At 74.3% G+C, this 14440-nt stretch carries 11 protein-coding genes; 3 read left to right on the top strand and 8 right to left on the bottom strand.

What is annotated here, in order from left to right; translation table 11 throughout:
• Nucleotides 1-38 precede the first annotated feature (38 nt).
• The 6 genes from ACZ6EM_RS05445 to ACZ6EM_RS05420 form a co-directional block, all read right to left on the bottom strand.
• Nucleotides 39-911 carry a winged helix-turn-helix domain-containing protein gene (locus ACZ6EM_RS05445; RefSeq protein ID WP_465771792.1) on the bottom strand — a complete coding sequence of 291 codons (873 nt, stop codon included), beginning with the start codon at nucleotides 909-911 and terminating at the stop codon, nucleotides 39-41.
• A 532-nt stretch (nucleotides 912-1443) separates the two neighbouring features.
• On the bottom strand, nucleotides 1444-1602 hold the full coding sequence (locus ACZ6EM_RS05440) for a hypothetical protein (RefSeq protein WP_359898564.1): 159 nt from the start codon (nucleotides 1600-1602) through the stop codon (nucleotides 1444-1446).
• Nucleotides 1603-2003: 401 nt separating this feature from the next.
• The gene (locus ACZ6EM_RS05435; RefSeq protein ID WP_465771791.1) at nucleotides 2004-2555 is read right to left on the bottom strand and encodes a GTP-binding protein; all 552 of its coding nucleotides are present in this window, start codon (nucleotides 2553-2555) and stop codon (nucleotides 2004-2006) included.
• A gap of 103 nt (nucleotides 2556-2658) precedes the next feature.
• Nucleotides 2659-3108 carry a DUF742 domain-containing protein gene (locus ACZ6EM_RS05430; protein ID WP_452180463.1) on the bottom strand — a complete coding sequence of 150 codons (450 nt, stop codon included), beginning with the start codon at nucleotides 3106-3108 and terminating at the stop codon, nucleotides 2659-2661.
• 179 nt (nucleotides 3109-3287) lie between these two features.
• Nucleotides 3288-3707, bottom strand: a complete 420-nt coding sequence (locus ACZ6EM_RS05425) for a roadblock/LC7 domain-containing protein (RefSeq protein ID WP_449788872.1) — start codon at nucleotides 3705-3707, stop codon at nucleotides 3288-3290.
• Complete coding sequence (locus tag ACZ6EM_RS05420) at nucleotides 3704-6835, bottom strand: sensor histidine kinase (protein ID WP_465771745.1); 3132 nt, start codon at nucleotides 6833-6835, stop codon at nucleotides 3704-3706. Before ACZ6EM_RS05420 ends, ACZ6EM_RS05425 begins: the two co-directional genes overlap by 4 nt.
• A gap of 399 nt (nucleotides 6836-7234) precedes the next feature.
• On the opposite strand from ACZ6EM_RS05420, the gene ACZ6EM_RS05415 reads away from it, so the two are divergent.
• The 3 genes from ACZ6EM_RS05415 to ACZ6EM_RS05405 all read left to right on the top strand — a co-directional run bounded on the left by ACZ6EM_RS05415 (nucleotide 7235) and on the right by ACZ6EM_RS05405 (nucleotide 12159).
• Nucleotides 7235-9061: an AMP-dependent synthetase/ligase gene (locus tag ACZ6EM_RS05415; protein ID WP_452180459.1), complete on the top strand. Its 1827-nt coding sequence runs from the start codon at nucleotides 7235-7237 to the stop codon at nucleotides 9059-9061.
• A 279-nt stretch (nucleotides 9062-9340) separates the two neighbouring features.
• Complete coding sequence (locus ACZ6EM_RS05410) at nucleotides 9341-10504, top strand: polysaccharide deacetylase family protein (protein WP_465771790.1); 1164 nt, start codon at nucleotides 9341-9343, stop codon at nucleotides 10502-10504.
• Between the two features lie 656 nt (nucleotides 10505-11160).
• Nucleotides 11161-12159 (top strand): nitroreductase/quinone reductase family protein, encoded by a 999-nt coding sequence (locus ACZ6EM_RS05405; RefSeq protein WP_465771744.1) that lies wholly within the window; start codon nucleotides 11161-11163, stop codon nucleotides 12157-12159.
• A gap of 89 nt (nucleotides 12160-12248) precedes the next feature.
• Here ACZ6EM_RS05405 and ACZ6EM_RS05400 read toward each other — a convergent pair whose 3' ends face one another.
• Together ACZ6EM_RS05400 and ACZ6EM_RS05395 are read right to left on the bottom strand one after the other, a co-directional pair.
• Nucleotides 12249-13046, bottom strand: a complete 798-nt coding sequence (locus ACZ6EM_RS05400) for an SGNH/GDSL hydrolase family protein (RefSeq protein ID WP_465771743.1) — start codon at nucleotides 13044-13046, stop codon at nucleotides 12249-12251.
• A 515-nt stretch (nucleotides 13047-13561) separates the two neighbouring features.
• A complete protein-coding gene (locus ACZ6EM_RS05395) occupies nucleotides 13562-14233 on the bottom strand; it encodes a hypothetical protein (RefSeq protein WP_465771742.1) in 672 nt (223 codons plus the stop codon).
• Between the last annotated feature and the right edge of the window lie 207 nt (nucleotides 14234-14440).

Below are 14440 nucleotides of genomic sequence, written 5' to 3'. Positions count from 1 at the left end.
CGGCCCGCCGACGGGACCGGACCGGTGGCCGCCCGCCGTCAGACCGTGGCCGGGGTGTACTTGTAGCCGACCCGGCGGACCGTCACGATGGTGTCCCGGTAGGCCGGTCCGAGCTTGCGGCGCAGCCGAGCGACGTGCACGTCGACCGTCCGCCCGTCCCCGACGTGGCCGTAGCCCCAGACCGCGGAGACCAGGTGGTCCCGGGTGTGCACCCGCTGCGGGTGCTCGGTGAGGTGGGCCAGCAGCTCGAACTCCAGGTAGGTGAGATCGAGCAGCCGCCCGTCGACGTAGGCGTTGCGCCGCTCGCTGTCGACGGCGATACCGCGCTCGGCCGGGCGGACGTGACGGCCCCCCGCGACGGCGTGGGCGGCGGACCCACCGGTCGCCGTCGGCGTACCGGGAGCCGGGTGAGCCCCGGGGACCGGGTGCCCCCCGGAGAGCGCGGCGGCCCCGGAGACGGTGGCGGCGCCGGCCGGACCGCCGGGCAGCCCGACGGTCCCGGTCACCGGGCTCTCGGCCGGCACCAGCACCAGGTAGCCGACCATCGGGCTGCCGTTCACGCCGCCGAACTGCGCGCCGAACTGGGCGAGCACCCCCTGCGGCAGCACGCCCTGCGGCAGGGTGGCGACGACGGCCGCCCCCTCCGGCAGCGCGGCGAGCAGCGCCTGGGGCACCTGCGGGACCGTCGCACCGGGCTGCGCGGCGGCGGGGGCCGGGACGACGGCCGGGCGGACCGGGCCGGCGTGGGGCGGGCGGGTTTGGGTCGGGCGGGCCTGGGGCGTGCGGGTCGCCGCGCCGGGCCATCGGTCGGCCCCCGGCGCCGGGGGGACGGACGGTCCGGCGACCCCGGACGTGCCGGGACCGGCCGCGGGGACGGCGGTGACCGGCGGGACGGAGCGGACCGCGCGCAGGTGCGGGGTCGCGGTGGGCAGGGGCAGGGTGGCCGTGGAAGAAGAAGACATGGTGTGCCGCTCATTTCGCGCGTGACGGACGGGGTGGAGTCGTCTGCGCGTCGACCGGGCGTACTGCCTGGGCTGGACCGAACCGGATCAGCGGGCGGAGGGCCGGGACGCGCTGGGCGAGCCGGGACACGTCTGATCGAACAGGTGCGGCTGCCGGGACGGCCAGAACGGCTCGAGGTCGGGGCGACCCCGTCGGCTGTCCACGACGCGGCTCCCGCACCCGTTCCACCGTCCGATCCGTCCGTCCGCGCGCATCGCGGGGGCCGACCCGGTCGTTCGGGTACGGCCGACGACGTCGGGGGCGGTACTGGGGCAGACGATGTTCACTGGTGGTCTCTCCGCTGGGCGGGTCCGGATGGTCGGCCGCGGGCACGCCGGTAGGGCGGTCCGCTACGGCCTGGTCGACGGGTGTCGGCGGTGCGTCGGGCGGTGGGCCGGATGGGCCGTCAGCGCCGGGGACGCACCGGGAAGGTCAGGCCGGTCAGCGACAACACGCGCTGCAGGTCAGCGCGTGGTCGATGTAGCGGCGGACGGTGAGCGCCGGATCGGCGGCACCGGGCACGGCAGTGCCGGACACGAGGGCATCGGGCATCGGGGAGCCGGGCACGGCGGTGATGATGCGTCGTCGGCCGACGGTCATCCGGCTGCCCTCCCCCTTCGTTCTCCACACGGTGGCGCGCCGTCTCCGGCGCCCGCCGACGATGCCTCGCCGGTTCGTCGAAGGCCGTCCGCCGGTCGCAACGCCCGTGCGAACGGGGTGTTTCCAGCACCCCCGACGGCATGGCCGGGCGGCCTTCGTCCACAGAGCCTTCCACGGCCGGGCCGGTCTAGGCAACCTTCGGCACAGTGATCGTCCGGGATGCGGACGGTCGGGTGAGACAGCGGGCTGAACGGGCAGGTCGGCGCGCCCACCTGCCAAGTCCTCGCACCACCGCCGCCGCCCGCCCGATGCACCACCGCCGCACACCGATGCTCCACCGCCGCCGCCCGCCCGATGCACCGCCGCCGCGCGGCCGACGTCGGGCCGGAGCCGAGTCGCCCTCAGGCGCCGACCGGGGCGCGGCGATACGTGCGGGCGGCGGCGTGCTCGACCAGCGCGACGAGCAGGTCCTTGCCGTCCTGCCGCAGCCGCGCGTCGCAGAGCAGCACCGGGATGCCCGGGTCGAGGTCGAGCGCCTCGCGGACCTCGTCCGGCGAGAACCGCTCGGTGCCCTCGAAGCAGTTCACCGCGACCAGGAACGGAATGCCGCGCTGCTCGAAGAAGTCGACCGAGGGGAAGCAGTCGGCCAGCCGCCGGGTGTCCGCGAGCACCAGGGCGCCGAGCGCGCCGCGGGCCAGTTCGTCCCAGACGAACCAGAACCGGTCCTGCCCGGGCGTGCCGAACAGGTAGAGCGCGAGGCCCGGCCGCAGGTCGATCCGGCCGAAGTCCATCGCGACGGTGGTGGTGCGCTTCGCCTCCACCCCCGAGATGTCGTCCACCGGACGGCCCAGCTCGCTGAGCTCCTCCTCGGTGCGCAGCGGCCGGATCTCGCTGACCGAGCCGACCAGGGTGGTCTTGCCCGCGCCGAAGCCGCCCGCGACCAGGATCTTCACCGCGACGGACGGACCGCCGCGCCAGCGAGGGTCGTTGGCGTTCGCCGGGTGGGCCGCGGTGCCGTCCCGGTCGGGCGCGGTGCCGACCGGTCGGGGGTGGGGGTCAGAGCGCACGGAGTCCATTGATCACGTCTCGCAGCAGGCGCTCGTCCGGCAGCTCGGCGAGCGGAACGGGTCGGGTGACGCTGATCAGCTCGGCGTCGTAGAGGTCGCCGAGGAGGACCCGCACCACACTGACCGGCAGGTCGGTGTAGGAGCCGAGCTCGGCGACGGAGAGCGGCTCGCGGCGGCACAGGGTGAGCAGCGTCTGGTGCTCCGGGTCGAGGACGTGCGCGGGCACGGCCCCCGCGACCGGCCCGGGCTCGACGGCGGTGACCAGCGAGATCAGGTCGAACAGCCCCTCCTCGACCGGCCGGGTCCGGCCGCGGGTCATCGAGTAGAGCCGCACCACCGGGCCGGCCTCGTCGTCGAACCAGCGGTCGTCGACCGGGGTGCGCGGCCGGAAGAGGTCGACGTCGGGCCCGTCCGGGTCCGCCTGCCCGCCCTCCGCCACCGGGCCGTCCGGGCCGTCCGGGCCGTCGACACCGGACGGGCCATCGGCGCCGGCCGAACCCCCGGCACCGGCCGACCCTCCGACGCCGGACGGCCCGGCCGTGCCCACCGGCACCTGGGGGCCGTCCGACGTCTCCGGGCCGCCCGGCACATCCGCCATCGGATCCGCCATCGGACCGCTCATCTCACCGGCGGGGCGGTTTCGGTGCGCGGCTCGGCGGCCATGTGCTCGCCGACCCGCTTGACCAGCAGCGCCATCTCGTACGCGATCTGGCCGATGTCCGCCTCGGCCTCACTCAGCACGGCCAGACAGCTGCCGTCGCCGGCGGCCGTGATGAAGAGGAAGGCCTCGTCCAGCTCCACCATGGTCTGCCGGACGCCACCGACCTTGAAGTGCCCGCCGGCGCCCTTCGCCAGGCTGTGGAACCCGGCGGCGACGGCTGCCAGGTGCTCGGCGTCCTCGCGGCCGAGATCGCGGGAGGCACCGGTGGCCAGGCCGTCGTTGGAGAGGATCACCGCGTGCCGCAGGGCCGCGACGCGCCCCACCAGGTCGTCCAGGAGCCAGTTGAGGTCCCCTGACGACTGCATCGACGTGGTCATGAATCAGTTCCTTCCGCTGGAGCGGGTGGTGCGTGTGGAGCGGGTACAACGGGTGGCACGGGCGCGCCGGTGTCCGGGTTCCGGCGGACCGGCTGCCCGGGCGGCACCCGACGGGCGAGCGGTGCCCGGCCGGTGTCCTGCGGCGCGGGCAGCGCCGCCGGGGCGGGTGCCGGGGCGATCGCCCGTCGGGACCGGTCCGGCGGCTGCCAGGCCGGTACGGCGGTGGATCGCCCGTTCCCCCGTACGGCACGATCGTCGGGCGTGCCGGGACGATCCGTCAACGGAGCACCGGGGCGGTCCGCCGGCGCACCGGCGCGGCCGGGGGACGCGCCCGCACGGTCGGCCGGAACGGTGGCGCCGCGACCACGGGTGAAGCCGCGCTGGAACGAGGCGAAGGTGGCCCGGGCCTCCTCGGGCGAGCGCTCCCGGACCTCCCGGGTCTCCCCGCCGTCGCGGGGGCCCCGGCCGTCCCGGGTGTCCGCGGCCGACGCTTCCCCGGCCGCGCCGTCGGCTCCGGCCCCGTTGCGGAACCGTTCCTTCAGCTGCTCCGTGAGCTGATCCCTGAGTTGCGGTGCCAGGTTCGCCTGCCGGACCCGCCGGGGCAGGCCGCCGAGCGTGCGGGGTGCGGCGTCCACGGGCGCAGGCTCAGCCGGGTCGGCGGCCGGCTCGGCCCCGGCCGCGCCGGCGACCCCGGCGACCCCGGCCACACCGGCCACACCGGCCACACCGGCCGCCGCGACGGCCGCCTCGGCCGCCGCCACCGCGAGGTCCTCCCGCCGGTGGCGCCCCGTCCCCGGCGCGTCCTCGGTGTCCGCCACGGGCGCGGGGACCAGCACCGGCCCGCCCTTGCCCCGCGAGGCCCGGCGCGGCAGCCCGCCCGCCGTACGGCCCGCCTCCGGCACGGACGGCCTCGGGCCGCCCGTCGTCCCGCGGTGCTTGCCCGCCTCGTCACCGCCGGCGACGACGCCCGTACGGCCTCCGACCCCCGTCCCGGCCGAGGCACCCGCACCCGAACCAACACCAGCACCCGCACCCGCACCCGCACCCGCGGAGCCGACCGACCCGGACGCCGCCGAGGAGGCACCCCCCGACCCGGGCACGGCGACCAGGTCCCGCTGCCCGCGCCGGCCGCCCGCCGCGGCCCGCTGCCCGGCCGGGCCCGGCTCCGGCTTCCCGTCCGGCGCCTCCGCGAGCAGTTCGCGCGGGATCAGCACGACCGCCGTCGTCCCCCCGTAGGGGGACGGCCGCAGGTGCACCCGGATGCCGTGCCGCCGGGCCAGCCGACTGACCACGAACAGGCCCAGCCGGTCGGTGTCGGCGAGGTCGAACTCCTGCTCCACGGCGAGGCGTTCGTTGATCTCGGCGAGCATCTGCTCGCTCAGCCCGAGGCCGCGGTCGTCGATCTCCAGCGCGAAGCCGTGCGCGACCACCTCGCCCTGGACGGTGACCTGGGTGCTCGGCGGGGAGAACACCGCGGCGTTCTCGACGAGTTCGGCGACCAGGTGGGTGACGTCCGCGACGGCGCTGCCGAGCAGGCCGGTGCCGGGGAACGGCCGGACGATCACCCGGGCGTAGTCCTCGACCTCGCCGACGGCCGCCCGGACCACGTCCACCATCCGGACCGGCTTGCGCCAGGCCCGCCCGGGCGAACCACCGGCCAGGATGATCAGGCCCTCGGCATGGCGGCGCATGCGGGTGGTGAGGTGGTCGACCTTGAAGAGGTCCTCCAGCTCGGCCGGGTCCTCGGTGCGGCGCTCCATGGTGTCGAGCAGGGTGAGCTGCCGGTGCAACAGCACCTGGCTGCGCCGGGCCAGGTTGACGAACACCGCCGAGACCCCGCGCCGCAGTTCGGCCTGTTCGACGGCGGCCTCGACGGCGGCCCGCTGCACCGCGTTGAAGGCCTGGCCGACCTGGCCGATCTCGGCGTTCCCGAAGTGCAGCTCGGGGGCCTCGGTGGCCACGTCCACCGGCTCGCCGCGGCGCAGCCGCAGCATGACGGACGGCAGCCGGGTGCCGGCCAGCTCGTCGGCCGCGTTGCGCAGGCCGATCAGCTCGCGGGCCAGGCCCCGGCCGATCCGGAACGAGATCATGATGGACAGCACCACGGCGACCAGGCCGACCGCACCGGCGATGCCGCCGCGCCAGAGCATCCCGATCGCCGCGGACCGCGCGCGCTCGTCCAGCCCGGCGGAGATCCGGCTGTTGATCGAGGCGAGGTCGCCGAGCGCCCGGTCGGCGGTCTCCCGCCAGGAGTCGGTGTTGAGCGCCTGGACCACGCGGTCGGGGCCGCCGGCGCCGACGAAGTCCGCTTCGGCTCGGGCCAGTGCGCCCCAGGCCTCCCCGCCGCGCAGCGCGGCGTAGTCGGACTGGTCGGCGGGGTCGAGCTCGGCGACGTAGACGGTGAACAGCGCCTGCTGGTTGTGCAGGGCGTCCAGCGCGACCTGGTACTGCTCGGCGGTGGGCCTGGCGGCGCCGGTGCGCAGGCCCTCCATCGCCGCGTCCTCCTGCGACAGGTACTCCCGGGCACGCACCAGCTCGATCAGGATGGTGCCCTGACGGGGGAGTTGGCCGCTCTGCCGGGCGACGTAGGCGGACCGGAAGCCGAACACCGGCTTGACCAGGTCGCTGTACTGGCCCAGCGCGAACTCCCAGTTCAGCGCGGAACGGCCGACCTGGGCGCGCAGCGGTCCGAGCTGGTCGGCGGCGGCGATGATCTGGACGAAGCGACCGCGCTGGGGGGCGGAGAGCTTGCCGCCGGAGCCGTCCTTCTTCTGCCGCAGCACGTCCAGGCTTCGGTCGGTGGCGGCCTTGGACCGTTCGTAGGCCTCCCTGGCGGTCGGCGACCGCGGGTCGGCCAGCCGCTGGACGGCGGCGCGGCGCTCGTTCTGCAGGTCGCCGGTGTACTGGTCGACCGGGCCCGCGAACTCCTTGTACGTACGGCTGATCCCGAGCTGGTTCCAGACGTCCCCGGTGGTGGCGATGGTCGCGTACGCCCACAGGGCCGTGAGCGCGACGATGGGCACCAGGAGCAGCGCGATGATCTTCGCGCGGATCGAGCTGCTGCGCAGACGCATGGAGTCCTCGGTCGGGAAGTGCCGGGCGCGGACGGGGAGCGGAGGGGCGAACATGGCGGGTCTTGGGAACGCTGGAGGGGTCGGCGGAGGGGCTCCCGGCCACAGGTCTGCGAGACTCTACTACGCCCTGACCACTCGTTCGAGGGGTGAACCGGTCCACCGACCGGTCTCGTCCCGCACACGTCAGAAACCGGTCACCCGTCCTCCGCTACGCATCCGGAACATCCGTCGATGCCCGGAATGCGGCGCCGGCGCGGGACCCGCGGCCTCCGCGATTCCTTCCCGGCGCCTCCCCCTCGCCTCCCCCTGGCCTCCCCGGGCGCGACACCACCGGAGGGGAGCCGTGCCGATCTCGTCGTGTCACCGCCACAACCCTGGGCAGTGACAGGGCGATCCGATAGTTTCGGCGCACCCCGTACCACCCGTACGACCGGCACCGAACTGGGGAGGACCGTGCGCGAGTTCACCACCCCCGCCCCGGCCGCGCCCGAGGCCACCGGAGGACTCGCCGACTCCCTCTACGACACCGCCGAGCGCACCCCCGACCTGGTCCAGCTGTCCTGGCGGGCCGGGGACGGGCAGTGGCAGGACGTCACCGCCCGGGAGTTCCGGAACCAGGTGCTCGCCCTGGCCAAGGGCCTGCTCACCCACGGCGTGCGCTACGGCGACCGGGTCGCCCTGATGTCCCGCACCCGCTACGAATGGACGCTGTTCGACTACGCACTCTGGTCGATCGGCGCCATCACCGTCCCGGTCTACCCCACCGCCTCCCCCGAGCAGGTGCGCTGGATCCTCGCCGAGACCCAGGCCGTGGCCTGCCTGGTCGAGGACGAGGACGCCGCGATGACGGTCGGCGCGGTCTGCGACGCGCTGCCCGACCTCACCGGCATCTGGCAGCTCGACCGGGACTGCGTCGCCGCGATCACCGAGGACGGCCTCGGCGTGCCCGACTCCCTGGTGCACCGCCAGCGCCTCGGCGTCGCCACCGGGAACATCGCCACGGTCGTCTACACCTCCGGCACCACCGGCCGCCCCAAGGGCTGCCTGCTCACCCACGCCAACCTGGCCGCCGAGGCCGACGCCCTGCTCGCTGGCTGGGGGGACGTCCTGCGCGACACCGGCGGCGGCCGCCCCGCCACCCTGCTGTTCCTGCCGCTCGCGCACGTCTACGGGCGCGCCGTGCAGATCGCGGCGATCCGCGGCGGCTTCCGGATCGGGCACGTCCCCGAGGTCTCCACCGACGCGCTGCTGCCCGCCCTGGAGACCTTCCGCCCGACCTTCCTGCACGCCGTCCCGTACATCTTCGAGAAGATCTTCCAGCAGGCCCGGCGGGCCGCCGAGGACGCCGGCCGCGGCGAACTCTTCGAACAGGCCCGGCAGGTGGCCGTCGACTGGGCCGCCGCCCGGGAGCAGAAGGCCTTCGGCCGCGGCCCCGGCCCGGGCGCGGCCCTGCGGCTGCGCCACCTCGCGTACGAGCGGACCGTCTACCCGAGGCTGCGGGCGGTGCTCGGCGGCCGGGTGCGCAGCGTGATGAGCGGCGGCTCGACGCTCCGGCGCGAGCTGGGCCTGTTCTTCACCGGCGCCGGCCTTCAGCTGTACGAGGGCTACGGGCTGACCGAGACCACCGCCGCGATCACCGCCAACCCGGCCGGACGGCAGAAGCTCGGCACGGTCGGCCGACCGGTGCCGGGTGCCTCGGTGGCGATCGCCGACGACGGCGAGGTGTGGGTGCGCGGCGGCTCGGTCTTCGGCGGCTACCTCAACCATCCGCAGTGCACCGCCGAGTCCCTGGTCGACGGCTGGTTCGCGACCGGCGACCTGGGCCGGCTGGACGAGGACGGCTACCTCAGCATCACCGGCCGCAAGAAGGATCTGATCGTCACCAGCAGCGGCAAGAACCTGGCTCCGGCGGCCCTGGAGGAGCGGGTCGAGGCGCATCCGTTGGTCTCCCAGTGCCTGGTGGTGGGCGACGACCGCCCGTACGTCGCCGCACTGATCACGCTCGACCCGGCGGCACTGGCGCACTGGCTGAAGACCCACGGGCGGGAGCAGTCGGACCCGTGGACGGTGCTCGCGGACGAGGAACTGCACGTGGAGGTCCAGCGTGCGGTGGCGGCCGCGAACACGGCCGTCTCCAGGGCCGAGTCGATCCGCGCCTTCCGGCTGCTGCCGCGGGAGTTCAGCGAGGAGCAGGGGCTGCTGACCCCCTCGCTCAAGCTACGGCGGACGGCGATCGCCGAGTACTACGCGACGGACATCGAGGAGCTGTACCTGTCCTGAACCGGGCCCGTCCGCCGGGTCCCTGACGTGACGTCTTGTCCCGTGCTCCCCGGGCGTGGTGACCGCGAGTCGGCCGACCGGGACCGCCGGGTTCCACCCGCCGTTCCCTTGACGGCCCCATTGGTCTAGTCCATTGTTGCGACGATCCGGGGTTCCGCATCCCGGAGTTCCACGTTCAGAATTCCCCGCTCAGAGTTCCACGTTCAGAGTTCCACGGTCCGATTCCGCTCACGCTCTCCCCACGGGCGTGCCCCCACTTGCTGGAGTCCTCACGTGTCGATGTCCACGTGCCTGTCCTCGCGCCTGTCCACGCGCCTGTCCGTGCTGGCCGTCTCCGTCGCGCTGCTCACCGGTCTCGTTGCACCCGCGGCCTCCGCCGCCGCTTCCCCGGCCGGCGGCCCGGGCACCCAGGCCGCGCCGACCGTCAACCTCGCCACCAACCCCGGCTTCGAGCTGCCCTCCCCCGACCTCGCCGACTGGGGCAGCGTCCCCGGCTGGAGCTGCACCGGCGGACCGGCCGAAGCGTCCGTCAGCACCACCGCCCCGCACGCCGGCACCTCCGCGCTCACCGTCACCCCGGCGAACGCCGACTCCACCGGCGAGTGCGCGCAGGCCGTCGCGGTCCAGCCCAACACCACCTACACGGCCTCCGCGTGGGTCCGCGGCAGCTTCGTCCACCTGGGCGCCACCGGCACCGGCAAGGACGTCGCCCCCGCCTGGACGGAGACCACCGGCGGCGGCTGGCAGCGGCTGAGCACCCGGTTCACCACCGGCCCGAACGCGCGCAGCGTCCGGCTGTACGTGCACGGCTGGTACCAGCAGGGCCCGTTCTCCGTGGACGACGTCCGGGTGGACGGCCCCGCACCCGCCCCGGCCGTGGCCGCCGGCTCCGTCCCCACCAACGACAAGGTCGTCTTCTTCACCGTGGACGACGGCTGGCAGCGCACCCCCGAGGCGGAACGGTTCATCGCCGACCACCGGCTGCCGATCACCGCCTTCCCGCTGCCGATGCCCGCCACCGCCGACCCGGCCTTCTTCCAGCGGGTCACCGCCGTGCCCGGCTCCTCGATCCAGGACCACAGCGTCTCCCACGCCGACCTCAGCACGCTCCCGCTGGAGCGGCAGCAGGTCGAGATCTGCGACGCACGCGACTCGATGACCCGCCTCTTCGGCACCGCGCCGACGTTCTTCCGCCCGCCGTACTTCACCTGGAACGCCGACACCCTGCAGGCCGCCGCGAACTGCGGCATCCGCACCGTGCTCACCGCCGACGCGGACTTCAGCTGGGGTGCCGCCAACATCTGGCACCCGGGCCCGCTGCAGCCGGGCGACGTCGTGCTGATGCACTGGACCGACACCCTCGCCGCCGACCTCCAGCGCGCCCTCGCCGCCGCCGACGCCGCCGGGCTCAAGCCGGCCGGCCTGGTCGACTACCTGCACTGACGGGAACCGTCCGGAGCCGCCGACGCGCTCCGGACCCGACGTGCACCGGACCCGACGTGCACCGGACCACGCACTCCGGACCCGACGCGCCGCCGCCTCCGAGGGGAGCGGCGGCGCGTCGCCGCTCACGGCCGAGGTGGGGCTCCCACCCGGCTCGGGCCCGGTGGCAGCTCAGCCACCGAAGGCATCCCCCGTCCAACCGATCAGGCGCGCCTCGAAGTCGGCGGCGGAGGTGACGCCCTGGGCCGGTGATCCCGCTCGTTGACAGCGTGTCCGCGGCCTGGCTCTAATGGGGGCGTGCAGCGCGGCGTCGGCCAAAGAGCAGTGGGCCGGCCGGCAGCCGAGCCGGCACTTTCCGAAGGGACGATGCGCGATGAGCACTCTCTCCGCTTCCCTGATCTGACGCCGGGCGGTCACCGCGGTGCCCGCGTGCGCGAGCCGCGTCCCGCGACGGATGTCGCCGGACGGGCCAGCAGCCGTAGTACCGGACCGGGATCCGACCATCGGCGCCGATCGATCATCGGCCCCGATGACGGCCCCGTCTCCGGCCCCGATCTCCGGTAACGGCACAGGCACAGGCACAGGCAACGACGCAGGCACCGACACCGCTTGTGGCCGCAACTCCCCTTTCCCCTCTGGAGATCCATCACACACACATGTCCATGTCCTTCAATCTGAACGTCATCGAGGAGTTCCGCGCCAACGGCGGGCGGGTCGGCGGCCCGTTCGAGGGCGGCGACCTCTTGCTGCTGACCACCACCGGAGCCCGCTCAGGGCGGCCGCACACCGTGCCGCTCGGGTACGTCCGGGCGGAGGGGCTGCTCCTGGTCGTCGCCTCGGCCGCCGGGGCACCGGAGCACCCCCAGTGGTACCGCAACCTCCTCGCCCACCCGGTGGTCCGGGTCGAGCTCGGCACCGAGGCCTTCGACACCATCGCCGTACCCGCCGAGGGCGACCGCCGGGCGCGGCTGTTCGCCGCCGTGGTCCGGAAGGCTCCGGGCTACGGGGACTACCAGGCCCACACCGACCGGGAGTTGCCGGTCGTCGTCCTGGAACGGCTCGAACCGCCCGCCGACGGCCCAGCCCCGGTGGTGGTGCGCAGCCTCGCGGACAAGCTGCTGGAGGCGCACACCTGGCTGCGCGCGCAGCTGCGCCACGTACGGGAGGAGACGCACGCCCATGTCCCGGGCCGCCCGGCCGCGCTCGGACTGCAGCTGCGCCAGCACTGCCTGGCTTTCTGCGACGGGCTGACGCACCACCACACCGGGGAGGACTCCGCGATCTTCCCCGCCCTCGCGCGCAGCCATCCGGAGCTGGCCGAGGTCCTGGCGCGGCTCGACGAGCAGCACCGGGCCATCGGGCGGATCAAGGAGGAGCTGGTGGGCCTGCTGGCCGGGATCGCGATCACCGAACCGGAGCGGCTCCGGACGGAGCTGGACCGGATGTCCGCCGAGCTGGAGGCACATCTGGACTTCGAGGAGGCGGAACTGCTGCCGGTCCTCGCCGGCATTCCCTTCCCGCCGACCGGGCCCGCACCGGGGCCGTCCACACCGAACCCGTCCGCACCGGGCGGGTCAACGCAGGACGGGTCAACGCAGGACGGGTCAGCACCGGACCGGTCATCACCGGACCGGTCATCACCGGGCGGCGGCTGAAACGGCGTTGCCGCCGTCCCCTTCCCGAGCCGCGGGAGGGGGCGGCGGCACCGGCCCGTCCTTGAACGGGGCGCTCCGTTGCGGCAGTCCTACAGCCCCGAGAACACCGGGAGGTAGCCGCCGGACTGGCCGGCCGCCTTCGGGTGGTAGCTCTCGTCGACCGGCAGGGTGGTGCTGTTCAGCCAGGTGGTCAGCGAGCCGCAGATCTCGTGCTCGTTGAAGATGCTGCGGACGTCACCGAACGCGAAGCCGGCGTTGGCGGCCCGCTTGGCGAGGACGCCGTCCAGGGTGTCGGCGGCACCGTTGATGGCGGCGCGCTTGGTGTCACCGATGCCGAAGATGCAGCTGCCGCCGACCTTGTAGATGTGCGGGTAGCCCATCACCACGACGTGGGCGTTCGGGGACTTGGACTTGATCGCCGAGTACACCTTGTCCAGCTGGCCGGGCAGGGTGGTGGTGGCGTAGCTCTTGGCCGTGTTGACGGCGTTGACGCAGTCGGCGTCCGAGCCGAGGACACAGGTCTGCATGGTGTCGGCGAAGCCCGCGTCGTTGCCGCCGACCGAGATGCTGACCAGCGTGGTGCTGGCGTCCAGGGCGGAGATCTGGCTGTTCAGGATGTCGCCGGTCTTGGCGCCCGAACAGGCGACGAACTTGAAGGAGGACGGCGCGTGCGCGTTCTTCCAGAGGTACGCGTACGCGTTGGTGCTGCGCTTGCAGCTGCCGCTGTCGCTCAGGTAGCTGCCGGCGCCGACACCGGACGAGTACGAGTCGCCGAGGGCCACGTAGTTGACGCCGGCGGCGCTCGCGGACGTCGCGGCGAAGAGCGTCGTCATGGTGAGGCCCGCCGCTATGGCGGCGATGGACAGGGCGCGGGCAGGACGGATCATCACAGCTCCAGTGGGGTGGCGTGGTGAGGGTCACAGAAGTGATACCAGGCGGTAGCCAAACCCGGAAGCGGTCATGCCAAGGATATTGACGGGACGTCCGATAGCTCCGAGATGAACTGCCGCTGACGGTCCGTGATTTCACGCAGGTCAGCGGGGGTGCTCGGTGACGCGCGTAGCGCAGCGCGCGTAGACCGGCAACTTGCAGAAATTTCGTGCAAGACAAGCTCGGAGTTGCCGCCCGGCCATCGCCGGGTCGGATTCGAAGCGGGTGTCAGCCGCCCCAGGGGGGGCCGGTGACACCCGCGAAGGCAAGTCGTAGGTGGGTCAGAAGGGCATCGGCGGCACCACGAGAATTCACCGCTGTGGCCGATCGGAGGCACGTGGCCGATGTTGACGTCCCGCATGGCGGTGCGTCAGGGCATCGCGTCGACCCGGTCCGGCCCGGCCCGGTCAAGCCCCGCCCGGCCCGGCGCGCCCCGCAGGGACGTCGCTCGGGAGTACGGCGGCGCGCGAGGTCAGCCCCGCGCGCCGGGGCGGCCACCACCGGGGTGCATGGCACCCGTGAACCCGACACCCGGATACACGGTGCCCGGGGAGACCGTGCAGCCCTCGACCGGCAACTCCTCGATCGCCTCGTTCGCGGCCGCGGGCACGCCGAGCCAGCGGGCGGCAGTGGCGACCGCCGCCCGGGCCTGGCGCAACCCGGGCGCACCCCAGCCGAGCAGTTCGACGGCGAGGCCCGGTGCGACCAGCAGCCGCCGGTAGTGCCGGCCCGAGGCCGGGTCGGCCGTGCTCGGGCCGACCGACCGCAGCGCCGCCGCCATCCGGACCCGCGCGCACTCGTGCCCGCCGTTCGCCGAACCGACCCGGTCGTAGAGGTAGCCGAGGTAGTACGGCCGACCGATCCGGGCCTGCGCCTCCTCGGCCGCCTCCCGGGCCAGGGCGGCCGCCGGGTCCCCACCGTCCTCCGGCTCCAGCGAGCCGCCGGGCAGCGAGCAGACCCCGTCCCGGGGGTTCACCAGCGTCAGCACCCGCCCGTCGGGCACGAACAGCCACCCCCAGGACTGCTTGACCGGCAGCCCCTCCGGCACCGGCTCGCCCGGCCGCCACGGCCAGCCCGCCGTGGGGCGCCGCCGTACCTTCCCGAGCAGCTCCGCGATCTCCGCGCTGTACTCGATCGGGCTCATGCTCTCGCCCCGCGGCGCTCGACGGGGACGCTCGCCCCCGCGCACCCCCCGGCGCCGAGCTCGCTCCGCTCGCTCATCCGTCCCCCTCTCGCAGTCGGGCTTCGCCGGACCGGCGGTGCACGGGGAGGACCTGCAGGGCGCGGTACGGGGCGGAGCGGCCGGAACGGCGGCGTGGGGCACCGCGCGCTCCTGCTGTTGATCTTCTCC

It is taken from the genome of Kitasatospora sp. NPDC041917 (assembly GCF_055589745.1).
The sequence above is the reverse complement of the archived record's forward strand: the minus strand, read 5'-3'. Positions and strand labels throughout refer to the sequence as shown.

Coding starts and splice junctions, on each gene's coding strand:
- ACZ6EM_RS05440 (WP_359898564.1), bottom strand. CDS start 1,602: ATGACCGTCGGCCGACGACGCATCATCACCGCCGTGCCCGGCTCCCCG.
- ACZ6EM_RS05425 (WP_449788872.1), bottom strand. CDS start 3,707: ATGACCACGTCGATGCAGTCGTCAGGGGACCTCAACTGGCTCCTGGAC.
- ACZ6EM_RS05420 (WP_465771745.1), bottom strand. CDS start 6,835: ATGTTCGCCCCTCCGCTCCCCGTCCGCGCCCGGCACTTCCCGACCGAG.
- ACZ6EM_RS05410 (WP_465771790.1), top strand. CDS start 9,341: ATGTCCACGTGCCTGTCCTCGCGCCTGTCCACGCGCCTGTCCGTGCTG.
- ACZ6EM_RS05405 (WP_465771744.1), top strand. CDS start 11,161: ATGTCCATGTCCTTCAATCTGAACGTCATCGAGGAGTTCCGCGCCAAC.
- ACZ6EM_RS05400 (WP_465771743.1), bottom strand. CDS start 13,046: ATGATCCGTCCTGCCCGCGCCCTGTCCATCGCCGCCATAGCGGCGGGC.
- ACZ6EM_RS05395 (WP_465771742.1), bottom strand. CDS start 14,233: ATGAGCCCGATCGAGTACAGCGCGGAGATCGCGGAGCTGCTCGGGAAG.